19 protein-coding genes are annotated in these 22,941 nt (G+C 45.9%); 8 read left to right on the top strand and 11 right to left on the bottom strand.

The features are described 5' to 3' along the window. Positions 1-22: 22 nt before the first annotated feature. The gene (locus tag MUY27_RS11605; protein ID WP_245130189.1) at positions 23-820 is read right to left on the bottom strand and encodes a DJ-1/PfpI family protein; all 798 of its coding nucleotides are present in this window, start codon (positions 818-820) and stop codon (positions 23-25) included. Between the two features lie 65 nt (positions 821-885). Further along, positions 886-1,845, bottom strand: a complete 960-nt coding sequence (locus MUY27_RS11600) for a GlxA family transcriptional regulator (RefSeq protein WP_245130188.1) — start codon at positions 1,843-1,845, stop codon at positions 886-888. Positions 1,846-2,113: 268 nt separating this feature from the next. Between MUY27_RS11600 and MUY27_RS11595 the strand changes: the two genes are divergently transcribed. Next, positions 2,114-3,487: a S41 family peptidase gene (locus tag MUY27_RS11595; protein WP_245130187.1), complete on the top strand. Its 1,374-nt coding sequence runs from the start codon at positions 2,114-2,116 to the stop codon at positions 3,485-3,487. A 345-nt stretch (positions 3,488-3,832) separates the two neighbouring features. Here the strand turns inward: MUY27_RS11595 and araA are convergent, their stop codons facing one another. Genes araA through MUY27_RS11575 form a run of 4 tightly spaced genes read right to left on the bottom strand, consistent with a single transcriptional unit; the run spans position 3,833 to position 9,132 of the window. Further along, positions 3,833-5,323 carry an L-arabinose isomerase gene (gene araA / locus MUY27_RS11590; protein WP_245130186.1) on the bottom strand — a complete coding sequence of 497 codons (1,491 nt, stop codon included), beginning with the start codon at positions 5,321-5,323 and terminating at the stop codon, positions 3,833-3,835. 21 nt (positions 5,324-5,344) lie between these two features. Beyond that, entirely contained in the window at positions 5,345-6,718 is a 1,374-nt protein-coding gene (locus MUY27_RS11585; RefSeq protein WP_245130185.1) for a glycoside hydrolase family 27 protein, read from the bottom strand. Positions 6,719-6,727: 9 nt separating this feature from the next. After that, positions 6,728-7,429 carry an L-ribulose-5-phosphate 4-epimerase gene (locus tag MUY27_RS11580; protein WP_245130184.1) on the bottom strand — a complete coding sequence of 234 codons (702 nt, stop codon included), beginning with the start codon at positions 7,427-7,429 and terminating at the stop codon, positions 6,728-6,730. After that, positions 7,426-9,132 (bottom strand): ribulokinase, encoded by a 1,707-nt coding sequence (locus tag MUY27_RS11575; RefSeq protein WP_245130183.1) that lies wholly within the window; start codon positions 9,130-9,132, stop codon positions 7,426-7,428. The genes MUY27_RS11580 and MUY27_RS11575 overlap by 4 nt, the downstream gene beginning before the upstream one ends. A 217-nt stretch (positions 9,133-9,349) precedes the next feature. Between MUY27_RS11575 and MUY27_RS11570 the strand changes: the two genes are divergently transcribed. Beyond that, positions 9,350-10,255, top strand: coding sequence for a hypothetical protein (locus MUY27_RS11570; RefSeq protein WP_245130182.1), 906 nt, complete (start codon positions 9,350-9,352; stop codon positions 10,253-10,255). A 21-nt stretch (positions 10,256-10,276) separates the two neighbouring features. Here the strand turns inward: MUY27_RS11570 and MUY27_RS11565 are convergent, their stop codons facing one another. The 3 genes from MUY27_RS11565 to MUY27_RS11555 all read right to left on the bottom strand — a co-directional run bounded on the left by MUY27_RS11565 (position 10,277) and on the right by MUY27_RS11555 (position 12,791). Then, positions 10,277-11,545, bottom strand: a complete 1,269-nt coding sequence (locus MUY27_RS11565; protein ID WP_245130181.1) for an NRAMP family divalent metal transporter — start codon at positions 11,543-11,545, stop codon at positions 10,277-10,279. A gap of 92 nt (positions 11,546-11,637) precedes the next feature. After that, positions 11,638-12,285: a nucleotidyl transferase AbiEii/AbiGii toxin family protein gene (locus tag MUY27_RS11560; RefSeq protein WP_245130180.1), complete on the bottom strand. Its 648-nt coding sequence runs from the start codon at positions 12,283-12,285 to the stop codon at positions 11,638-11,640. Next, positions 12,285-12,791, bottom strand: coding sequence for a helix-turn-helix transcriptional regulator (locus MUY27_RS11555; RefSeq protein WP_245130179.1), 507 nt, complete (start codon positions 12,789-12,791; stop codon positions 12,285-12,287). Before MUY27_RS11555 ends, MUY27_RS11560 begins: the two co-directional genes overlap by 1 nt. A gap of 144 nt (positions 12,792-12,935) precedes the next feature. Here MUY27_RS11555 and MUY27_RS11550 point away from each other — a divergent pair, with 144 nt between their 5' ends. The 6 genes from MUY27_RS11550 to MUY27_RS11525 all read left to right on the top strand — a co-directional run bounded on the left by MUY27_RS11550 (position 12,936) and on the right by MUY27_RS11525 (position 21,404). After that, on the top strand, positions 12,936-13,628 hold the full coding sequence (locus tag MUY27_RS11550) for a response regulator transcription factor (protein WP_245130178.1): 693 nt from the start codon (positions 12,936-12,938) through the stop codon (positions 13,626-13,628). Then, on the top strand, positions 13,618-14,979 hold the full coding sequence (locus MUY27_RS11545) for a sensor histidine kinase (protein ID WP_245130177.1): 1,362 nt from the start codon (positions 13,618-13,620) through the stop codon (positions 14,977-14,979). Before MUY27_RS11550 ends, MUY27_RS11545 begins: the two co-directional genes overlap by 11 nt. 67 nt (positions 14,980-15,046) lie before the next feature. Further along, the gene (locus tag MUY27_RS11540) at positions 15,047-16,321 is read left to right on the top strand and encodes a TolC family protein (protein WP_245130176.1); all 1,275 of its coding nucleotides are present in this window, start codon (positions 15,047-15,049) and stop codon (positions 16,319-16,321) included. A gap of 12 nt (positions 16,322-16,333) precedes the next feature. Continuing rightward, positions 16,334-17,440 carry an efflux RND transporter periplasmic adaptor subunit gene (locus MUY27_RS11535; RefSeq protein WP_245130175.1) on the top strand — a complete coding sequence of 369 codons (1,107 nt, stop codon included), beginning with the start codon at positions 16,334-16,336 and terminating at the stop codon, positions 17,438-17,440. Between the two features lie 12 nt (positions 17,441-17,452). Further along, positions 17,453-20,614, top strand: coding sequence for an efflux RND transporter permease subunit (locus tag MUY27_RS11530; protein ID WP_245130174.1), 3,162 nt, complete (start codon positions 17,453-17,455; stop codon positions 20,612-20,614). A 208-nt stretch (positions 20,615-20,822) separates the two neighbouring features. Then, positions 20,823-21,404 (top strand): SMI1/KNR4 family protein, encoded by a 582-nt coding sequence (locus tag MUY27_RS11525; protein ID WP_245130173.1) that lies wholly within the window; start codon positions 20,823-20,825, stop codon positions 21,402-21,404. A 101-nt stretch (positions 21,405-21,505) separates the two neighbouring features. Here MUY27_RS11525 and MUY27_RS11520 read toward each other — a convergent pair whose 3' ends face one another. Beyond that, complete coding sequence (locus MUY27_RS11520) at positions 21,506-22,036, bottom strand: hypothetical protein (RefSeq protein ID WP_245130172.1); 531 nt, start codon at positions 22,034-22,036, stop codon at positions 21,506-21,508. Between the two features lie 407 nt (positions 22,037-22,443). Continuing rightward, a complete protein-coding gene (locus MUY27_RS11515) occupies positions 22,444-22,689 on the bottom strand; it encodes a GIY-YIG nuclease family protein (protein WP_245130171.1) in 246 nt (81 codons plus the stop codon). Between the last annotated feature and the right edge of the window lie 252 nt (positions 22,690-22,941).

Here is a 22,941-nt window from a genome sequence, read left to right as displayed (position 1 = left end):
AGCTTAACTGCGGTACTAACCGTTATTTAGCTTTATCAACGATCAGCCCTTGTTCTGGTACCCACTTGTCATATTCCATGTAAGTGGTAACGTTTTTTGCAGCGGACATGCCTTTTATTTTGGCAACAAGATGGAGCGCACCGTCTATCCCGGCTGAGATACCCGCGGTGGTCATTATTTTGCCGTTGTCTACAAAACGTACGTCGGAGAGTACTTTGGTGTTAGGGCAGGCTTTGCGCAATGAACCAATGCTCATGTGAAAGGTAGTTGCAGTCAGGCCATCGAGAAGGCCGGCTTTGCCGAGGGCAAAGGCACCGGTACAAACAGAAAAATAATATTGCGGACGTTTATAGCCTTTTATCCACTGCATCACTTCGTTATCATCGGTAATGTTGTTAGAGCCACCCCCGAAAAAAGCCAGGATATCTGCTTCGGGGGCGTCCTTAATGTCATAGTCGGGGATAATTTTAAGCACTCCCTGCGACAATACCGGGTCTTTTGTTTTAGAAACCGTGAATACTTCAAAGCCAGCGGCAGTAAACACTTCCATCGGGCCGGCAAAATCAAGCACTTCTACCCCTTGCTGCAGGTAAAAGGCAACTTTAATCTGTTTTTGCTGATTGCGTTTTAGGTTTTCTATCTCCGGCTGCGTGTATAACTTCATGCCACAATGTGGGCAGGTGCCGGGCCCACTGTAGGCTATGGTGTCGCAGTCGTTACCGCAGGGCATGCAATAGTAGCCGGTTTTCTTCATCATCGCGTTAACCGATGTAGTCAGCAACAGCGCGAGAATGGTAGTAAAAAAAATAAAATTTTTCATATTGGATTAAATAATTAATCCAAAAATATCAAGGCTTTATCACCTGATCAGGACAATTACCTGCACTATCCGGACATTGCTGCGGTACTGCTTTTAGCGATCATCCTGCGTAGATGGGCCGTGCTTTTCAGTCCGCAACTATCAGCAGCGGCCTGCAGGGTGTAACCCTCATTCAGTAATTTTACGGCGTGGCTGATCCGTAATTGCGCGATATAACTGCCGATAGTAATTTGAGTGGTTTTCTTAAAAAGTCGCGTCAGATTTCTTGGGCTCATGCAAACCTTTTCTGCCAGCACCTCTATAGCCGTTTGGTCCGACAGGTTTTGTGCCAACATATCCTGTACCGCGTGTATGCGATGGTCAAGATGGTTACGGTAAAGCATAAATGCGTCTAACTGCGGATCTTTTTCAGAGCGGCGATGATAAACCACTACTTCCTTAGCTATTTTGGCAGCAAAGTAGGAGCCGAGTTTCTTTTCGAGGATATGCAGCGCAAGGTCGATACCCGAAGTAACACCTGCACTGGTATAGATATCGCTATCGGATACAAAAAGTCTGTTATCCAATACTTTCAGTTTCGGGTATCGTTTATGTATCTCGTCAAGGTATTTCCAGTGGCTGGTACATTGTTTGCCGTCTAACAGCCCGGCATCTGCCAGCAAAAAGGCGCCTGTACAAACCGAGCATAATACGGCGCCACGTTGATATTGTTCCCTTAGCCATTGCTGAAAGGGTTTGCAGGCATCCAAAAACTCCCGGCTTAATAGTAACGAAGATTCAATGCCGGGGATAAACACCAGGTCGCCTTTTCCAAGGTTGATCCCAGAGAAATCGACAAGCTTATAGAATGCCAGCATACTGCTGCTTTCGGCCTCATGCTGTCCTTTTATGATGTTACTAAAGATCAGTTCCAGCGGCGCGCCTTCGTCTTTTGCCTCATAGAATACGTGAGCCGGACCGGTAATATCCAGCAGATGCACTTTAGGGGGCACTATAAAGGCTACTTTTAAGGGCGCTTTATCCATTGCTCAAATTTACACCGATCTTTTAACACCATCAATTCACAGCTATTTATCATGACACCTTTCTAATGCTAAAACAAACAAAAGCTATCACAGACAATAATACTTGGATATAGCTGTTTTAACTTCTAAATTACTTCGTCATTTTTAAAACAACCTTCCTATCATGAAAACATTGTTTGCATTGCTTGCATATTGTTTTTTCGCCCTCAACACTTATTGCCAAATTATTAATCCAGGGTTTGAGCTAGGCAGAGACACACTTAAATTGATGCCGCAGGCGTGGAATAGTAAAGAAACAGAAGGCTATACTACCAGTTTAACTGCCGAACAAAAGCACTCGGGCGGTAAGTCATTTTACATTCGGGGAGCATCTACTTTACCGGCATCAGCGTATTTTTCTTTCTCTGAGATAACTAATATTCAGGCAGATCATCTTAAAGAAATAGCTGTTACCTGCTACGTGAAAACCAGTGACTTAAATGGGAATGTACAGTTGTGGTGCCAGGTATGGGATAAGAACAACAAAATCATCAGCTTCCAGAACTCGCAGATGCAAAATGCGGAACTAACGGGAAATAACGACTGGAAAAAGCTTACCCTTAAGTTAACAATAGCTGCTGATGCCAAACGCTTGTTATTAGGTGGTTTTTTAATGGGTAGCGGTTTTGCATGGTTTGACGATTTTGCCATAGAGGAGTTTTCGCCAGTAGCGAATGCCAGATCAAATGACCAGCTTTTAAAGTTTGGTAAAGAGGTTATCAACATTGTAAAGCAGAATGCTTTATACGCGGATTCCGTTGATTGGAGCAGTGTGGATAAGGAAATGGCGGAACTGTCTAAAAATGTATCATCACTTGATGATGCACCAATCATTGCTGACTATGTGATAGGTAAACTAAGAAAAGCAGGAGACAAGCATTCTTTCTTTCAAAGTAAGATAAATGCGCAAAAGTATGCCTCTGGTAATTCAGTTCAGCAACAGCCATACTCCAAATTGCTGGAGGGAGGAATAGCTTATCTGTCGGTGCCGGGCTTTGAATCAACCAGTAATAACGCCAGCGTTAGGTTTGCTGAACAAATCCAAGCACTTATCCGGGAACTTGATACAAAGCAGGATGTAAAAGGCTGGATCGTCGACTTGCGTAAAGATTCAGGCGGTAACATGTACCCGATGATAGCCGGTTTAGGGCCGCTCATTGGTGAGGGGACCTTGGGATATTTTATTGATCCTAAAACAAAGTCAGACGTGGGTTATCCATGGTTTTATAACAATGGCAGTTCTGGTGCTAACGGTATAAAAGGGGTAACAGTAAAAGAGCCATACCAGGTTAAAACGCCCGGGAACAAAATTGCAGTGCTGGCAGGAGCGGGAACAGCGAGCAGCGGCGAGATGACCACGGTATGTTTTATAGGTAAGCATAATGTAAGGCTTTTTGGGCAGCCTACTGCCGGATTCATTACAGCTAATCAGGGGTTTAAACTATCTACAGGTGCGTATTTGTACCTTGCAACCAGCTATGTAGCTGACCGTAACCACAAGAAATACTTAGTTAACATTCACCCGGATGTAGAGGTTTCTGACCATAAAGATCAAGTTGCTGATGCAACGTTAAATGCCGCAATAAATTGGTTGAAAAATTAACTTACCTAAATAGATTTGATCGTATCTCTGCCTCAATTTTATCTCCCTACATTTTCCTAACCAAGGCTTTATCAGGATTTAGTATTGATTGGTACAGATGAAGCTACTGTCACAATAATGGCGCTAATCCTGACATAAAAGTTATAAAACCTATGGCTGACCGGGTAAATGTGGCGAACGCGGCAGACGTGGCGAAGTGGTTTTCGCCAGCCACTTCATTTTCCAAACACTGTTCGTCGAAAGGACATTAAAATACGATCTGTACACATTAAGCGAAATAAAAAAGGTCCGCCTTTTTCAAAGCAGACCTTAAACTAAATTTATTAAAGTAAAAATGGAAAACGATTATTTGTAGTACACGTCGCTCCAGCGCAGTTCGTTACGTAACTGGTCGATGCGGGTATCTTTACCAATGCGAACGTATTCTATATTTGCCATTGAAGCGAAATCTTCCATGTGCGCAGAAGTTAAGTTTTGGCTATAAGCGGTGTGGTGCGCCCCACCTGCATAGATCCATGCAGCGCAGGCGGTTTTCATATCTGGCAGCGGTTTCCATAGTACGCGCGCTACCGGCAATTTAGGCAGATCGTTCTGCGGCTCTACCGCTTCTACTTCGTTAACCAGTAAACGGAAACGGTTACCCATGTCTACAATAGAAGCGTTTAAGGCTTGTCCGCCTGCTACGTTGAATACTAAGCGCGCAGGATCAGCTTTACCACCAATACCTAAAGGATGTACCTCAAGCGAAGCTTTACCGTTGGCCAGGGAAGCATCCACTTCCAGCATGTGCGAACCTAATACTAAAGAATTGTTCGGGTCGAAGTGGTAGGTATAATCTTCCATAAAGGCGTTACCACCCGGCAAGCCGGCACCCATTACTTTGCAGGCGCGTACCAGGGCAGCAGTTTTCCAGTCGCCTTCACCTGCAAAGCCGTAACCGGCCGCCATCAGGCGTTGTGCGGCGATGCCCGGTAATTGTACCATGCCGTGCAGGTCTTCAAACGTATCGCTGAAGCCCTTAAATCCGCCGTCTTTCAGGAATGCTTGTAAACCTAATTCTATACGCGCTGCATCATAAACAGACTGGTGTTTCTCGCCACCTTTGCGCAAGGCAGCATTCATGGTATAGCTGTCTTCATATTCAGTGAGCAATTGTTGTATTTCGCTGTCGCTGATACCATTGATGACCGCTACCAGGTCGCCGATGCCGTGGGTATTTACCGAAAAGCCAAATTTTAATTCGGCTTCCACCTTATCACCATCTGTTACGGCAACATAGCGCATGTTGTCGCCAAAGCGAACAAATTTTGCACCCTGCCAGTCGTGCCATGCAGCGGCGGCACGTACCCAGGTATCCACATCTGAAGCTACTTCGGTATCTTGCCAATGGCCTACTACTACCTTGCGCTCCATACGCATGCGTGATACCATAAAGCCGAATTCGCGGTCGCCATGGGCGCTTTGGTTCAGGTTCATGAAATCCATATCAATAGAACTCCACGGAATATCGCGGTTAAATTGGGTATGCAGGTGAAGCAATGGTTTTTGCAATGCGCTTAACCCCCTGATCCACATTTTAGCAGGGGAGAAGGTGTGCATCCAGGTAATGATACCTATACAATTAGGGGCTTGGTTAGCCGCCTGAATAGTGGAGTAGATTTCTTCGGTAGTTTTAACAACAGGTTTAAAAACCAACTGCGCCGCGATGCGGCCGGAAGCATTCAGTCCGTTCACAATTTCCTGCGAATGCTGGGCAACCTGTTTCAGGGTTTCCTCGCCATATAAATGCTGGCTACCGGTTAAAAACCATACTTCAAAGTTTTTTAGATCGATCATATCTGAGGTTTGTAATTTTAATTAATGAACTGGTGAAATGCGGATCAGTGCCGCGCCGTGCGAGCTTACCTGATGCTGGTAATCACCGCTGAAGGTGCCCGCATTTTGTTTTTTCCAAAGGTCTCTTACCGTCACTTTGCCTTCCAGCTTCAGCTCTTTTAAAGGGATACTTACCGGTTGGGCATGATCAGAAAGGTTAAAAAGCGCTACGTAAAGGTCTTTCGAACCGGGTATTTCGCTGTACCAAACCATGCTGTCATCTTTGCGGGAATATAATTGACGAGGGTTGCTGCCGCGCTGGTTTACGGCAAGTACTTCTGGATTAGAAAGCAGCGCCAGGTCTACCGGGCGGTTCTCCGGCATGTTTCCACCCATCATCAACGGCGATTTATAAATACACCAGAACGTCATATGGGTATACAGCTCGTCGTTAGTAAACTTGCTATAACGTTCAGGGCCGACAGGACCACGTTTAGAAAGCTTACCGATTTGCAGCATATCGCAATCCGGCCAGTAACCCGGTCCGCCTTTGCCTTCCCAGGTTTTGGCATATTCAAACATGTGCAGCAGTTCTTTCCAACTGTCCCAGAAATCATCTGCCATGCGCCACATATTGGCATATTGCTTTACGTGGTCGGCTTCTTTAACCGGTGTTTCACCTGGCGAAATGCTCAGCACAATAGGGCGTTTGCTATGCTGAATAGCTTTCTGATAGCCTTCGATCTCGGCTTTATGGTAAGGCCGGGAAATATCATCCACCTTAATGAAATCTACACCCCATGAGGCGTATAAGTCCAGGATAGAGTTCAGGTATTCCTGTGCGCCGGGCTTGCTCATGTCCAGGCCGTACATATGGTTCATCCATGGGCAGGTAGAGGCGGTATCTGCAATCATGTCGGCCGTGATGCCTTTTGTACCCAATACAGGGGATTTTGACCAAACCGCCTGGCGTGGAATGCCTCTCATGACGTGGATGCCGAATTTTAAGCCCAGGCCATGCACATAATCAGCAAGCGGTTTAAAGCTGTGTGTGTTGAATGCAGATGGAAATTTGGTAGGCTGCGGGGTTAACCGGCCCCATTTATCCATGGTTAGCCATGGCACATACGAACCATCCCATAGTTTCTGCTGAAACGGGTTACCGATATGGCTGCCCGGCGGGTTGTCGTATGACCATAGAAAGTCTACCACAATGTACTGCCAGCCATACGGTTTCAAATGTTTGGCCATGTAAGCAGCGTTTGCCTTTACTTCATCCTCGTGCACGGCCGAGCCAAAGCAGTTATAGCTATTCCAGCCCATGGGGGGCGTTTGGGCTACCTTTTGTGCATTGCTATTTGCGCCATAAAGTAGGGCAGCAAGCATTAAAGTAAGTTGGATAAGGTATCTTCTCATCGCTATGCGTTAGGATTGGCCGTAATAAGAATCCGGGCCGTGTTTTCTTAAATAATGCTTGTTGATCAGCGCATCCTTTAAGCGTGGCGCCTGCGGATTGATCTGCTCGGTTAACAACGCCATTTGCGCTACCGTTTCCAGCACGGCACTGTTATGCACAGCTTTGGCGGCGGTTTTGCCCCAGGTGAATGGTGCATGGTTCCCTACCAGCATCATTTCTACTTCTTTAGGGCTGATGCCTCTTTCCTGGAAACAGTTAAGGATTTGGAAACCGGTTTGATATTCATAATTACCTTCGATCATCTCGTCGCTCATGGGCGGTGCACACGGAATGTCTGTAGCGAGGTAATCAGCATGGGTGGTACCATAGATCGGGATATCTCGCTGCGACTGCGCCCAGGCAGTGGCATAAGTAGAGTGAGTATGTACGATGCCACCGATGTGTTCCCAGTGCTTGTACAATACAGCGTGTGTTTTGGTATCTGAAGAGGGGCGAAGGCTGCCTTCAACAATAGTTGATTCGAAGTCAACAATCACCATGTTATCCGGCGACAGGTCTTCGTAAGGCACACCACTGGGTTTAATGGCGAAAACGCCTTCCTGGCGGTCTACCGCGCTCACGTTGCCGAATGTAAATAGTACCAGCCCCAGTTTCGGTAACTGCATGTTGGCCTCATAGGCTGCTTGTCTTATCTCGTCGTACTTGCTCATGCGTTTACCTCCTGATGGTTTAATTTGGCTGATTGGGTTTGCGCATCAATGAATCCGCCCAAGGCTTTGTACTGCTGGTAGCGTTTTGCATATACGGCCTGTTTCTCGGGGTTGGGTTCGTATACGGCATCGAAACCACCGCCCATCACCTTCATGGCTTCGGCAACATCGGCATAAATGCCTGCTGCCACAGACGCAAACATAGCCGCACCTAATGCGCAGGTTTGGTTGAACTGGTGGATCTTGATCGGCATACCCATTACATCTGCCATCATTTGCATAATGAACTCAGATTTTTTAGCTACTCCGCCGATACCGATCAGTCCTTTAACGGGTATGCCTTCTTCCACAAAACGGTCTACAATGCTTTTTGCACCGAAGCAGGTTGCTTCAGCAAGTGCACGGAAGATGCGCGGCGCATCAGAACCAAGGCCAAGCCCGGCTATCGCACCTTTTAATTGCTGGTCTGCATCAGGCGTACGTCGGCCGTTAAACCAATCGATCGCCAGTTCGGTATGTTCATCCACTTCCAGCAAGGCAGCTTGTCTGCCCAGTTCCGGAAGCAGTTGTTCTGATAATTCGTTATAAAGGGCCTCGGCAGTTTCAGCGCTAACCACTTTTGAATGTTTTAACAATTCATTCAACGGCCATGAAAGTAGCTTTTTGAACCAGGCATAGGTATCGCCAAAGGCAGACTGACCTGCTTCCAGACCCACCATGCCCGGTACTACCGAACCATTTACCTGTCCGCAGATACCTTTAATCAGCTTGCCTTCCATTTCTTCGGTCGGGATCACCATCATATCGCAGGTAGAAGTACCCATTACCTTGCTCAGGTAATAAGGCTCTATCTGCCCGCCTACAGCCCCCATGTGCGCATCGAACGCGCCTATGCCGATCACTACATCTTTAGGCAGTCCTAATCTTTCTGCCCATTCTGCGCTGATGGTACCTGCGGCAACATCAGAAGTATAAGTATCTTTAAACAGACGATCCGTATAGCCTTTCAGCAGCGGGTCTAAAGACGAAAAGAATTCGTCGGGCGGAAGGCCGTCAAACTCTTCGGCCCATAATGCTTTATGCCCGGCGGCGCAACGGCTGCGTTTCATGGCTGAAGCATCGGTTCCGCCGGTAAGCAGGAAAGGCACCCAATCACAATGCTCTACCCATGAATAGCAGGCTTCGCGAACGGTTTCATCCACACGTAATATGCGCAGCAGTTTTGCCCAGAACCATTCTGACGAATAAATGCCGCCAACATATTTAAGGTAGTTAGGCTCGAATTTAGTCGCGTGTTCGTTGATCTGCGCTGCTTCTACTAACGAGGTGTGATCTTTCCACAAAACGAACATCGCGTTGGGGTTATTTTCGAAACCGGCGGTAAGGGCAAGCGGTGTCCCGGTACGGTCAACCGCAACGGGCGACGAACCAGTTGTATCAACCGATAAACCTTTGACCTGCGCGGCTACTTCCGGCCCGGCCTGTTTCAAACAATCTTTAATCGTGATCTCCAGTCCGTCGACATAATCCAGCGGGTGCTGACGGAATTGGTTGGCAGCTGCATTGCAATACAACCCCTTTTGCCAGCGAGGGTAATAAAACACGGACGCAGCTACTTCCTGCCCGTTGGTGGTATTAATTATAATTGCCCGAACGGAATCTGTACCGTAATCCAGGCCGATCACAAACGTATCTGGTGACATAATTGGTTAGAATAATTAGTGTCAAATTAACAATTATTTTTTGTTGCAAAAAAATATTTCGATAAATCATCAGATAATTATAACTTCATTGAAGATAAGGCTCGGAAAGTAGCAGGAAACAAGCCGTTGGCTGTAGTTCTTGTTTCAATCATTGCTTTAGCTAAAACACAATACAGCAACCATTAACCTTTTAATATTCCTTAATCACAAAAAAATCATGAGAAAGATAATCCTGTTCATGCTGGTTCCCGCCTTGCTGTTGGTGGGGCATCATGCTTTAGCTTTTACTGCCGACACGACCGTAAACACCAGCAACCCTGATCCGGCTTTGGTGAAGACGGACACTGCTTTTTCGAGTGGTACCGTGTTGGTAACGCCCGTTACTACAACAGCCACAAAAATTGCAGTTGCACCTGCAGCCCAGAACTGTACCGGTTGTGCATGGGCAGGCTGGTTAATTATTGCCCTTATCCTGGTGGTGTTTTTTATTGCGATTTTTCGCTCCAATATGCTCCGCGATGCGGTTACAGACCCCAACGCCTTCCTGTTGGCCGCCAAGGGCACTAAGTACGCTAACGTGACCGACCCCAACAAGATACCCCGTACGTTCAGTCTTTCGAGAACCCAATTGGGTTTGTGGACGGTCCTGATCGCTTGTTCTTACGTGTATATTGAACTTTGTAGAGGTTGTTGCATACAGCAGATGGCAATAGACCAGAACTTGCTGCTTTTGATGGGTATTAGTGCTGCAACAGCAGCTGGGGGTAATGTAATAGATGCTAACAACCAAAGTCAGGCCCACCATCAGGATGGCCCTTCGGACGGTTTCTTTTCTGATATTTTGTCCGATCAGAATGGAATCAGTGTACACCGCTTTCAGCATGTGGCCTGGACGTTGGTCGCCATGGTAATTTATATATGCCAGATTAATAAAGTACCGTGCGGCAGTCTACCTACGCTCGATTCTACCCTGGTGCTGCTTACCGGTATCAGCAGTGTGACCTATCTGGGTTTGAAGATCAACGAGAACAAACCGCCGCAGCCCCCGGTAGTACCACCTACCCCAGATCCGGCACCGCAACCAGCACCACAACCTGATGGAGCACCAGGAGTATCGCAATAGTATTTGTGAAGTGGTCTTATCTTACGAGCTGAATTGCAGGTAAAGCATGGCAACTGCGGCTGCGCTCATGAGTATGAAAGTGAGCCAGCCAAGTATGTTAGACCACCTTCCGTTAACTTCATCGCCCATCACCTTGCGGTTATTGCTGATATGCAGTACCACCAGTATAATTACCGGCGCGGTTAAACCATATAGAATGGCGGAGTAAATTAAACCCTGCACCGGGTTAATGCCGATAAGGTTCAGCAATACGCCGATGACGAGCGAAATGATGATGACCCCATAAAAGGGCTTGGCCTGGAAGAATTTCTTGTCGAGCCCTTGTTTCCAGTTAAAGGTTTCTGCAAACATATATGAAAGCGAACCGCTAAGCACAGGTATTGCCAGGAAACCTGTGCCAATAATACCGATGGCAAACAGCCAGTAGGCCATGTCGCCAGCTATCGGCCTAAGCGCTACGGCAGCCTGTTCTACGGTTTGTATCTGCCGGATGCCATGCGGGTACAATACGCTGCCGCAGGTGAGGATAATAAAGAACATCACCACGTTTGAGAAAAGCATACCCGTATCTACATCTTGCCTCATTTTGCTGATCATTCTTTTATCCACCATCAGGGTTTGTCCTTTTTGCTGGATATCTTCTGCTTCCATGGTAGCCTGCCAGAAAAATAAATATGGCGAAATAGTGGTGCCCAGGATAGCGACAAGCGCGTTAAGAAAATCTTTGCTCCAGCTGATGTGGGGGATGAAGGTCGACTTTAATACTACCATCCAGTTTACATCGGTAAAAAACGGAACCGCCAGGTAAACCAGCAGCGTAATGCAGAACCACTTTAAAATGCCCGCTACTTTCTGGTACGGAAAAATAATAATGGCTGCCAATATCAGTATCGTGAACAAAACGCTGAAAGCGAATGCGGGCACACGCGGCGTAATCAGGTTGGCGGCCGCTCCCATACCGGCAATATCTGCACCAATGTTCAGCACAATGGCCGGGAAAGAAAAAAGTATCATCAGCCAGAGTATCCACTTAGGATAATGGTTTCTTAGCGTAGAAGTTAGCCCCTTAGTAGTGACCAGGCCGATACGGGCGCACATCTCCTGGATGGCTGCCATCAACGGAAAAGTAACCAGGGCTGTCCATAGGGCGGCAAAGCCAAATTGCGCGCCAACCTGCGAATAAGTTGCAATACCGGAAGGGTCGTCATCGCTGGAGCCGGTAACCAGCCCCGGGCCGAGTGATTTAAGTCCGGCAACTAATTTGCGGAGGTACTTATTACGCTTGTTCATTATTCAGTTTGGGCTAAAGATAGACGAAGGTAAGTTTTCGGACAATAACGGTGTAAGGTGTGTATTAATTATCCGGGCTAAAGAAGATTCGCTTAACTCTGGGCGGCCGCTTCTTCAATATCTTCTTTAATGAAAACCCATTCTTTGTTTTTTAGGCAGATAGGATCAAAGTCTTCGTCTGCATATTTAAAGTTTATGAAGTTCTTACGAACCAATGCTTTGTCATGTGTCCACTGATAGGCTTTGGCGTGTATTGCTATCATTTCCGGAATACTAAAACGGGGAAGTAGCTCGTGCAGATCCCAAAAGTCTTTTTTCCGGCCGCCGCGTCTTATAACATCAACTTTCATCGCAATAATATCTTGTATTGAAGCAAGGCGGATATTGTCGATGATTTGGGCATCGTCCACAAAAGATTCTGAAGCATAATAAATATCCAGTTTTACAACATTATCGGGATTTTCACCTATCAGGTAAGACTTACCAAAAGCCGGATCACCGCCAAAGTCGCCGCTTACAAATGGGAAGGTATCTTTTAAATAAACTTCAATGGCGGCGTAATCTATTGTACCGTATTTTTCAGCATCGGCAAAAAGATCAATATCTACAGACATCCTATGTCCTAAATAAAGGCTTAGTGCCGTGCCGCCAACAAGCCGGTAGTCTTTCAGTTGCTCGGCCTTCATCAAAGTGATCAATGAAGCCTTTAACTGTTCAGAAATTGTTTCCCAATGCAGCATTAGAGCGATGTGTTTTTGGCTAAATGCCGCCGTTGCGAATGGTTGGTAATGATTGTTTCTATAACCGCATTAATGCTTTCTACACCATAGTAGCGCTTTATTTCCTGTTTTTCCTCTTCGTTGCCACGTTCTAAAACCCTTCTGATTACTGCGTTCTTCTGTTGCTGCCAGTTGATCTTGTCAAAATCGGTATCCCAGAAAAGGATTTTTCTGATCCTTGAAAAATCCGGATGTGCTGTTGATTCCAGTTTTCTTTTAACCAGTGTTGATTCATAGATAGCCTGCAAAACAGCCATCGTACTTTCCGGCAATCCAAGGGCGTGGTCTATTTTAAGGGAAACCTCGGGTGTCATTTTTCTGACTCCTTTAATAATCGCGTTGATGGTTTGTGCAGGGACGTGTATTTCGCGGGCAAAAGTTTTCTGTTTGATCTTCCTCTTTTTTAGCTGACGATCAAGAATAGCACCCGGATTGATGCCACGATACTTTTCTATCCAATCCTTCATATCCAAAAGTAAACAAAATTGTTTATTTTTTTAACAAGTTGTCAGTCAGCCTTTATAGTCAGTTTATTAGGGATTAGAGGAAGTATATCGTGCTCATCCATTCTTCATACAGCATCTTTTACTTTGACAACAAAAAATAGAAACATGGCTCAGATCTTATTAGTGGAAGACGAACCCAAGGTATCGGCTTTTATAGTAAAAGGTTTGGAAGAGTACGGACATAAAGCCGAACTTGCAGATGACGGCGCCAAGGCGCTGAACCGGGTCTGCCAGAAAGGCTCGGAACTGATTATTATGGACCTGATGCTGCCGGATATCAGCGGCGTAGACCTTTGCCGGATGATCCGCAGGGAGAACACCAATGTGCCGATATTGATCTTATCAGCACTCAATTCTGTCGATTATAAGGTAAACGGTTTGCAGGCCGGTGCAGACGATTATATGGTGAAGCCTTTTCATTTTAGCGAATTGCTTGCCCGCGTAGATGCTTTATTGAGACGCTCTGGTAAAGCTGCCGCCCCTGAAAATGTATTAAAATTTCAGGACCTCACGCTTGACCCCGGCAGTAAAACGGCTTATCGCGGCAATACAGAAATTGCGCTTACAGCGAAAGAGTATGCCCTGCTGGAACTGTTTATGCAGCATCCTAACCGCTTGCTGAGCAGGGAGTTTATTGCAGAGAAGGTCTGGAATATAGAGTTTGACACCGGTACCAATTTTATAGATGTATACATTACCTACCTGCGGAAAAAAGTAGACAAAGGTTTTCAGCAACGGCTGATCCATACCGTTATCGGGATGGGTTATATTATGAAGGTAAAAAAGGATGAAGATTAAAGACAGGCTCGCCCTGCATTTTTCCATCATTAGCGCTGTTACACTTTTACTGATACTTGGCGTAATTTACTTTTTATTTTACGGTTATCTCAAAAGCGATTTCTTCGAGCACCTGCACGATCGTGCAAATGTAGTGGCCCAGCTTTATCTCGAAGCGGACGAAATAGCGCCCGATTCTTTAAACCAGGTGAAAGACCGCTACCTGGTGAAACTTCCTGATGAACAGATCGGGATCTATGATCTGCATAACCGTTCTTTCCTCAATTCTGATGCCCGCTTATGGTCGGCAGCGGTGATTAACAAGGTACGTAAGAAAGGCTATCTGGAACTTGCTAACGGCGACAGGCAAACGCTAGGTCTTTATTACAAAGACAACCAGGGGAACTTTGTCATCCTGGTTTCGGCGGTAGCGAAACATAACTTAAAACGACTGGCCGATCTGCGCCGGGCTATGGTCATCCTCTTTTTAGTGATCGCCTCCGGCTTCTTTTTAATCGGGCGTCTTTTTGCCGAAAGGGCGCTGGCACCATTACATAAATTGATGCGGCAATTGCAGCTCATCAGGGTAAACAATCTGCACCTGCGTGTAGATGAAGGTAACGGGAAGGACGAGGTTGCTTCGCTGGCCAGGTATTTCAACGAACTGCTTTCGCATTTGCAGAATGCTTTTGAATTGCAGCAAACCTTTGTGGTGAATGCCTCGCATGAGTTACGCACGCCTGTAACCAGTATGATAGGCGAAGCCGAATTGGGACTGAGTAAACCCCGCACGCCTGAATACTACCGGCAGATATTAGAGGAGGTACTGAAAGACAGTTTGCGACTGAACGAAACCATCAGCAGTTTGGTTGAACTGGCCCAGACGGATATGGAATACACCCGTGCGTCCCTTGCACCCGTTGCTGTGGACGATCTTATCTGGGAACTGCAGGATTACTGGAATGTAAATTCGGGCGGAAAGTTTATGGTGAATATCGAACAGCTGCCGGACGAAAAGGAAAAATTGCAGATAAAGGCAAATAAATCGCTGTTGCTGATTGCATTAAATAATATTATCTTAAATGCATATAAGTTTTCGGATGGTAAGCCGGTTAAATGTACGCTCTATGGTGATGGTACCACCATCAGGATAGGCATTCAGGACGAGGGGATAGGCATACCCGCCGCAGAGCTGGATAAGGTGTTTTTGCCTTTTTACAGAAGTTCAAACGCCAGAAGTTTGCCAGGTAGTGGCATTGGCTTGTACATGACTAAAAAGATTATTCAATTATATAAAGGCGAAGTATCGCTGGAGCGTGGCCCCGGGCAAGGTACATTAGTTACCGTTGTTTTTACGCCGGTTTTTTTCTAATACTATTCTAATTCCGGTATAACGGGCCTCTAACATCCTGTAGATAACTTTGCATAAACAAATAGTTATGCACCGAAAATTTGTTCGCGTTCTTTTCCCTATTCAATTGTGGTGTATAGTTGCCGGGGCCTGCGTTAAAGCGCAAGGCCTCAGCAACGATACACTCAGTATAGGTATTAAAGAAGCAGAAACGCAATTTTTAACAAAGAACCTTACCCTGCTTGCGCAGCACTATAATATTGATAATGCCAGCGCGCAAGTAATAACAGCGCGGTTATTCCCTAACCCCGACTTTAATTTCGAAAACGGTATTTATAATAATACCCATAATGCTTACAGAAACCAGTCGGCAGGCTTATCGCAGCTTTTTACCACTGCCGGCAAACGCAACAAAAACATCCAGTTAGCCAACTTAGGGGTAGAACAGGCCAAATACCAGTTTTTTGACCTGTTGCGGACGTTGCGGTTTACCCTTCGGAATGATTTTTACAACATCTATTTCCAGCAGCAGTCTGCTAAGGTATATAACGAGGAAATAGACGCCCTTACCAAAACAGTTACCGCTTACCGCGAGCAATACAGCAAGGGTAATATTTCGCAGAAAGAGTTGCTTCGGGTGCAATCACAATTGTATGCGCTTCGCAACGAATACAACGGCCTGCAACAAGGTATTGATACGCTGCAGAGCGAATTTAAAATGCTAATCCGCGCTGCTCCGGGTGTTACCGTAGTGCCGCGCCTGGATTGGAAAGAGGCGATCAACCAAAGTGTAGCAGCTGTACCGTATGCCAGTTACCTCGATTCGGCCTATACCAACCGTAACGATTTAAAGTATGCCCGGTCTGTGGTGGATTATAACAACCTTAACCTTCAGCTTCAGAAAGCAATTGCCAAACCGGATGTCAGCTTCTCTTTAAGTTATGACAAGTTTGGATCGTTCAACCAGAATTACCTTGGCGGGGGCGTCGAATTCAATCTGCCTTTTTTCAACCGTAACCAGGGAAACATCAAGCAAGCACAGATTGCCATAGAACAGGGTAAACTTGGTTTGCAAAACCAGCAGGACCAAATTGCCAATGATCTTTTTACCGGATATAAGAGCGCGCTGCGGGCAGAACAATTATACAAAGACCTTGATCCATCTTTTAACCAGGATTTTGGTCACCTGGTTCACGAGGTGCTGAAGAATTATCAGCGTAAAAATATCAGCTTGCTCGAGTTCCTTGATTTTTATGAGGCCTATAAAAACAATGTGCTGCAATTCAATGGCTTGCTGTTTAACCGGCTGTCGTCGTTAGAGCAGATCAACTACATCACTGCCAGTTCTTTTTTTAACCGTTAATCAATTCCCCTTATGATATTTACACATAACACCAGATCACGCTATGCGGTAGTAGCGTATGTTGTTATTCTTTCCGGACTTTTCTCTTGCAGCAGCCACAAGCCCGCAGAGCCGGAACGTAACCCTAATATCCTGCCTGATTCGCTGATGCGAACGCTTTCGGTTGATACCGTACGTAGTTCTAACGTAGCTTATGCCATTAAATTCAGCGGCGCGGTAGACTTTAACGCAGATAAAGTATTGAATATGTATCCGCTTGTTTCGGGTACGCTGCAGGGCATTAACGTAATGCCTGGCGACTATGTAAAGCAAGGCCAGGTGCTGGGGTATATCCGCAGCGGGGAAATGGCCAACTACTCCAGCAGCCTTTCTTCGGCAGAGGCTGGGGCAGACCAGGCAAAAAGACAACTGCAGCAGCAGGAAGACTTTTTTAAAAGCGGCCTGGCATCAGAGGTTGACGTAACAAACGCGAAAGCGGCTTACAAACAAGCCCTGGCAGCGCTTATTGCAGCAAAGCGTGTATTAAAGATCAACGGGAATAACACGGATGGAACTTTTGTGATCAAGGCGCCGATATCGGGCTTTGTGGTGCAGAAGAATATCAATAACGGCATGTCTATCCGTACGGATAATAATGCGCCGATGTTTACCATATCCGATCTGAAACAGGTGTGGGTGCAGGCAAATGTGTACGAAGAGAACATCGGCAAGGTACATGAGGGTGATAAGGCCGACGTGACCACCGTTTCTTACCCGGACAAGATCTTCCACGGGCGTGTGGATAAATTGATGAACGTGCTTGATCCTAATACCAAAGTAATGAAGATGCGTGTGGTTTTGGATAACCCGGGTTACGTGCTGAAGCCGCAGATGTTTGCAACAGTTACGGTAGCTAATACCGAAGATACCAAGGCGCTTTCTGTTTCTTTAGGTGCTTTGGTTTTCGATCATAGCCAGTACTACGTTATTGTATTGACCGGGCACAACCACGTAGAATTACGACCGGTAGAGGTGCTCAATAAAAACGGAACGACTGCTTACATCAGCTCGGGTCTGAAACTGGGCGAAAGGGTGATCTCGTCTAAAGCAATTTTAATTTACGGGTCGCTCAACAGCTAAAAGCTTACTGGAATGGTTAAGATACTTAAAGGCATAATCGGATTTTCGCTGAAGAACCGGATTTTCATCCTGTTCATGGCAGCGGCCCTGGTAATAGGGGGCATCATTACTTTTATTCAAATGCCGATAGAGGCATTTCCCGATGTTACCAATACAGAAATTGATATTATCACCCAATGGCCTGGCCAAAGTGCAGAGGAGGTAGAGAAATTAGTTACCATCCCTATTGAGATTGCGCTGAACCCGGTACAGAAAAAAGTAAGTCTGCGGTCCACTACGATCTTTGGCCTTAGCTACGTAAAAGTGATCTTTGAAGATGGCGTGAAAGACCCGGAAGCGCGCCAGCAGGTGATGTATTTGCTCAACAACGCCACGCTGCCGAATGGGGTGAACCCTTCGGTACAGCCGCCGGTAGGCCCCACGGGCGAAATTTACCGCTACACCCTGCGTAGCAAGGTGAGGGATGTAAGGGAATTGAAAACCATGCAGGACTGGCTGATTGACCGTAGGTTGCGGGCTATCCCCGGCATCGGTGACATCAACGCCTTCGGCGGAAAAACCAAGACGTATGAGATAACGGTAAATCCGCAAAAGCTGGCCAGTTTGGGTATTACTCCGCTTGATGTGTATACGGCTGTTCAGAAAACGAATATCAACGTCGGCGGTGATATGATCATTCAGAACAACCAGGCTTACGCTGTAAGAGGTATTGGTTTGCTGAATGATATTAACGAGATCAGGAACATCATCGTAAGTGATAATAATGGTGTACCGGTTACAGTAAAAGATGTGGCTACGGTGCAGATCTCTAACCTGCCCCGTTTGGGTTGGGTGGGCCGAAGCGATGCCATTGTAGACGAACATGGCCATCGCCGGGTAACCGATGATACAGATGCGGTGGAAGCGATCATCGTGATGCGTAAAGGCGAGAACCCAACCAAGGTGGTAACTGCCTTGAAAGCTGAAATTGAGAAATTGAACCGGGATGTACTACCGCCGGATACCAAGATTGTGCCTTATTATGACCGTACCGATCTGATTTCGTACGCTACCCATACGGTATTGCATAACCTGATAGAGGGTATACTGCTGGTGACCTTACTGGTTTCGGTATTTATGTTTAACTGGCGTACCACGCTTATTGTCTCCATCATTATCCCGCTGGCGCTGCTCTTTGCCTTTATTTGCTTGCACATGATGGGCATGTCTGCCAACCTGCTATCGCTGGGCGCGGTGGATTTCGGGATTATTATAGATGGTGCGGTAGTAATGGTAGAGGGGATGTTCGTCTTCCTGGATCATAAGGCCGTCGAGATGGGGATGGACCGGTTTAACAAAGTGGCCAAACTGGGCATGATCCGTAACAATGGCGCAATGCTGGGTAAAGCCATCTTTTTTGCCAAGCTGATCATCATTACCGGTTTGCTGCCGGTGTTCTCTTTCGAAAAGGTGGAAGGTAAGCTGTTTTCGCCTCTGGCCTATACCCTTGGTTTTGCCCTGTTAGGTGCGCTGATTACTACGCTTACCCTTGTGCCCGTGCTGATTAGCATGCTGCTGAAGAAGAACGTGCATGAAAAGCATAACCCTTTTGTGCATGCACTTACCGGTTTTATGCTGAATGGCTTCGTTGGCGCTTTTAAGAAAAAGGAAATCGTGGTAACCGTGTCGTTGATTGCCATGGTGATTGGTCTTTTCTCCTTTAAGTTCCTGGGAAGCGAGTTCTTACCCGAACTGGATGAAGGAGCCATCTGGCTGCGGGTGCAGTTACCTTACAGCGTTTCGCTGGACCAGTCGATCAGTACGGCCAAACAGGTGCGGCAATTGGTCATGACTTTTCCGCAGGTGAAATATGTGGCCTCGCAAACGGGCCGGCCGGATAACGGTACAGACGTAGCGGGTTTCTATAACAACGAGTTCGACGTGTTATTATACCCCGAAGAGGATTGGAACCCGAAAGTAACTAAAGAGGAACTGATAGACCAGATGAATAAAAAGCTCTCCGTACTTCCGGGCGCAAGCCTCAACTTCTCGCAACCGATTAGTGATAACGTCGAGGAAGCGGTTTCCGGGGTAAAGGGTTCCATCGTAGTGAAGGTTTACGGCGATTCGTTAAACTACATGGAGAACCGCGCTGATGAGATCTACAAGGTATTGAAGAAGGTGCGGGGTATCGAAGATTTAGGTGTGTTAAGAAGCATCGGCCTTCCTGAACTGGATATTAACCTGAATCAGCAAAAGATGGCGCAGTATGGTGTCACCACTGCAGACGCCAACTCGGTGATTTCGATGGCGATTGGTGGCGAAGCAGCCTCGACGCTTTATGAAGGCGTACGCACGTTCGACATCCGGATACGCTTCCCCGAAAACTTCCGCAGGACACCTACCGACATAGGTAACCTGCTGGTGCCTACGCAAAGCGGCTCTAAAGTAGCGATTAAGCAGATTGCGAACATCAGCGAGAAAACAGGACCGTGTCTGATCTTCCGCGATGGCAACGAACGCTACTCGACGGTTAAGTTCTCCGTTCGCGGGCGCGATATGGGCAGTACCATTGCCGAAGCGCAACGCAAAGTGAATGCCGTGGTAAAGGTAAAACGTGGTTACCGGATGGAATGGCAGGGCGACTTTGAAAACCAGCAGCGCGCGCAAAAGCGACTGACGCAGGTGGTGCCGATCAGCCTGGCGCTTATTTTCCTGCTGCTGTTTAGTATGTTCGGTAACATCAAAGATGCGGCGCTGGTGTTCCTTAACGTTCCGTTTGCCATTGTGGGCGGTATCCTGGCCCTGTTTATTACCGGTACCAATTTCAGTATCTCTGCAGGTATAGGTTTTATTGCATTGTTTGGTATTTGTATACAAGACGGCGTTCTGCTCATAACAGTATTCAAACAAAACCTGGAGCAATTGACGGGCGACCATCATACACTGTATTCCTCCATTAAGCTTGGCGTGAACTCGCGGATACGGCCGGTGATGATGACGGCCCTGATGGCGGCAATCGGGTTACTGCCCGCGGCCATCTCGCACGGTATCGGCTCAGAAAGTTCACGACCATTGGCACGTGTGGTTATCGGCGGTATCCTCTGCGCCATGATCTTCAGTTTGTGGGTATTCCCGCTCATCTTCGGCTGGGCTTACCGTAAGGTAGATCCGTCCTCGGCAAAGGTTAAATAAAGAAAAACCGACCATAAAAGAGTAAAGGGCTATTCCGAAAAGGGATGGCCCTTTTCGGATTTTGGGAAAACTAGTAGTAGCGTGAAGTAGAGATTTATAATCTTTATTTACAGCTAAAAACAAGGCTTGTCAACAGGAAGGGTGCAGTTTTTAATTTAAATAGCCGTCTAATCACTATCTTGTAGTTTCAGTTATTGCTATTTTACCTATGAACACTATTACAGAAAGCTTTAGCGCTATTCTAAAAAAGCAGAAAGAACTCAATTATTATTTCCCAAGCATACTTAGGCCGCCTGCAGCTCCTACAGATATAACTAAAACTGAAGATAAGCTAGGCTTGAACTTTAACGACGAACTTAAAGAACTATATTTATTTGCTGATGGAACTAGCATTGATAATATAACGCCCTGTGGTAAAACAGGACTAATACCTATCCATAACTTCCTTTCTTTAAAAGACGCGATCAATTACCACGAACAAAGTATGAAATTTGACGACAGTTTTTACAATTGGGCTAAAGATTTTAAGCCATGTAAACAACTATTTCCATTTCTGGAGGACGGTGCAGGTAATTGCTATTGGGTTGATCTAAACGAAGGAACAGCAAAGTATGGTAATATATTTTGGACAAACACATTTGGTGCCGATCCTGATTACATCTACAGCTCCCTAACGAGCATGTTTGGGGTTATTGCAGATGCTTACGAAACAAGAATTATGTTTGTTGATAAAGACGGTTACTTAGATTGTGATTTTGACGCTTTTGATGAACTATCAAAGGGCAAGTAGCGCCTAATTTTCTGGAAAATTCTTCAATCTTATTACCTATAAAGGACGTTACAGAATCTTTAAAAAAATTGGAAAGTTCAATTCTATGTTATATTAGCCTCCTAGAACCAGCTCTTCAGCTTTTCAGAATCGGAATCATGCTTTTTATCTATGTTACTTACCTCATCTTTAAAACCTATTAATCTATCGATGTTACTTACAATCTGAAAACCGAAATCCTCGTGCATAAACCAACTTATCATCGCGTTTCCACAAGAGATAAAAATAAAGGCAACTAAGCTAAATAACCATGATTGTGAAAAGCCAGTTGTACATAAAGTACCCATCGCGAAGATAGTTGCAAGAATTATACTTAAGATAGAGTTCCGACGCATTACAACTTTATAATATAAGGTCGTACCCCGGTCTATTGTAACTAATGAAAACATACCACCATCCACCATGCCAAATAATGACCCTCTCACAGCACCTGTAGTACCGCCATAACTGACTGTGTTATCTTGAATTAAAACGTTGTCTCCTTTGTTTTCCACTATTGTCTTTTGAATATAATCCAACACCTGTTGCAGATTATCATCAGTGATAACAGCTTTCAAGCGTTTAGTATAACTTACAGAGAAGGGAAAAGGCATGATACAAGATAGGAATCGTTGAAGTTTATTTCAAGAGATTTTTAGAAGGTCTATTTATGATCAATGTTAAAATAACTTTAAAATATTGAAAAGTGAGTGGCTATTTTAGTAACTACTAAAAATAGTTCTTAAGCTTATCCAAATCCTCCGTTTGTCCAATGCAGTATTTCTCCAAAGTTTCGGAATAGATGATATATAACTTATACGGCATAAAAAAAGCCGCTGGTTAAGCGGCTGTTTAAATCAGTGTGGAGGATAACGGATTCGAACCGATGACCTCTTTCCCGAAAGCATTCGGGACAAGCAAGCGCTCTACTTTGAGATCAGCCTGCTTAAAATTAGTGTGGAGGATAACGGATTCGAACCGATGACCTCTTTCCCGAAAGCATTCGGGACAAGCAAGTGCTCTACTTTGAGATCAGCCATTCTATATACTTCCTGCTTTTCTTTCGCTTAATCTCTTGCTCTCGCCTGAAGGCGGCCTCCCTGCTGTCGAAGCTTTCGGTGTACTTCAGCGTCCAGTCTTTTGCTTTTGATGTGTAAGTCGAAATGCCTGCCAAATGCTCGGATAGACGCCTGTCTAAATCTTCCGTTTGTCCAACGTAGTATTTATCCAAAGTTTCAGAATAGATAATGTATAAGTAATACGGCATAAAAAAAGCCGCTGGTTAAGCGGCTGTTTAAATCAGTGTGGAGGATAACGGATTCGAACCGATGACCTCTTTCCCGAAAGCATTCGGGACAAGCAAGCGCTCTACTTTGAGATCAGCCTGCTTAAAATTAGTGTGGAGGATAACGGATTCGAACCGATGACCTCTTTCCCGAAAGCATTCGGGACAAGCAAGCGCTCTACTTTGAGATCAGCCTGCTTAAAATTAGTGTGGAGGATAACGGATTCGAACCGA

The sequence above is a fragment of the Mucilaginibacter straminoryzae genome, from assembly GCF_022953055.1.
In the GTDB taxonomy this organism is placed as follows: domain Bacteria; phylum Bacteroidota; class Bacteroidia; order Sphingobacteriales; family Sphingobacteriaceae; genus Mucilaginibacter; species Mucilaginibacter straminoryzae.
Note: the sequence above shows the minus strand (reverse complement) of the source record. Positions and strands in the feature narration are given on the sequence as shown.

Excerpts from the sequence above, each read along its gene's own strand:
- MUY27_RS11605 (WP_245130189.1), bottom strand. The coding sequence starts at position 820 with ATGAAAAATTTTATTTTTTTTACTACCATTCTCGCGCTGTTGCTGACT.
- MUY27_RS11600 (WP_245130188.1), bottom strand. The coding sequence starts at position 1,845 with ATGGATAAAGCGCCCTTAAAAGTAGCCTTTATAGTGCCCCCTAAAGTG.
- MUY27_RS11595 (WP_245130187.1), top strand. The coding sequence starts at position 2,114 with ATGCCGCAGGCGTGGAATAGTAAAGAAACAGAAGGCTATACTACCAGT.
- araA (WP_245130186.1), bottom strand. The coding sequence starts at position 5,323 with ATGATCGATCTAAAAAACTTTGAAGTATGGTTTTTAACCGGTAGCCAG.
- MUY27_RS11585 (WP_245130185.1), bottom strand. The coding sequence starts at position 6,718 with ATGAGAAGATACCTTATCCAACTTACTTTAATGCTTGCTGCCCTACTT.
- MUY27_RS11580 (WP_245130184.1), bottom strand. The coding sequence starts at position 7,429 with ATGAGCAAGTACGACGAGATAAGACAAGCAGCCTATGAGGCCAACATG.
- MUY27_RS11575 (WP_245130183.1), bottom strand. The coding sequence starts at position 9,132 with ATGTCACCAGATACGTTTGTGATCGGCCTGGATTACGGTACAGATTCC.
- MUY27_RS11570 (WP_245130182.1), top strand. The coding sequence starts at position 9,350 with ATGAGAAAGATAATCCTGTTCATGCTGGTTCCCGCCTTGCTGTTGGTG.
- MUY27_RS11565 (WP_245130181.1), bottom strand. The coding sequence starts at position 11,545 with ATGAACAAGCGTAATAAGTACCTCCGCAAATTAGTTGCCGGACTTAAA.
- MUY27_RS11560 (WP_245130180.1), bottom strand. The coding sequence starts at position 12,285 with ATGCTGCATTGGGAAACAATTTCTGAACAGTTAAAGGCTTCATTGATC.
- MUY27_RS11555 (WP_245130179.1), bottom strand. The coding sequence starts at position 12,791 with ATGAAGGATTGGATAGAAAAGTATCGTGGCATCAATCCGGGTGCTATT.
- MUY27_RS11550 (WP_245130178.1), top strand. The coding sequence starts at position 12,936 with ATGGCTCAGATCTTATTAGTGGAAGACGAACCCAAGGTATCGGCTTTT.
- MUY27_RS11545 (WP_245130177.1), top strand. The coding sequence starts at position 13,618 with ATGAAGATTAAAGACAGGCTCGCCCTGCATTTTTCCATCATTAGCGCT.
- MUY27_RS11540 (WP_245130176.1), top strand. The coding sequence starts at position 15,047 with ATGCACCGAAAATTTGTTCGCGTTCTTTTCCCTATTCAATTGTGGTGT.
- MUY27_RS11535 (WP_245130175.1), top strand. The coding sequence starts at position 16,334 with ATGATATTTACACATAACACCAGATCACGCTATGCGGTAGTAGCGTAT.
- MUY27_RS11530 (WP_245130174.1), top strand. The coding sequence starts at position 17,453 with ATGGTTAAGATACTTAAAGGCATAATCGGATTTTCGCTGAAGAACCGG.
- MUY27_RS11525 (WP_245130173.1), top strand. The coding sequence starts at position 20,823 with ATGAACACTATTACAGAAAGCTTTAGCGCTATTCTAAAAAAGCAGAAA.
- MUY27_RS11520 (WP_245130172.1), bottom strand. The coding sequence starts at position 22,036 with ATGCCTTTTCCCTTCTCTGTAAGTTATACTAAACGCTTGAAAGCTGTT.
- MUY27_RS11515 (WP_245130171.1), bottom strand. The coding sequence starts at position 22,689 with ATGCCGTATTACTTATACATTATCTATTCTGAAACTTTGGATAAATAC.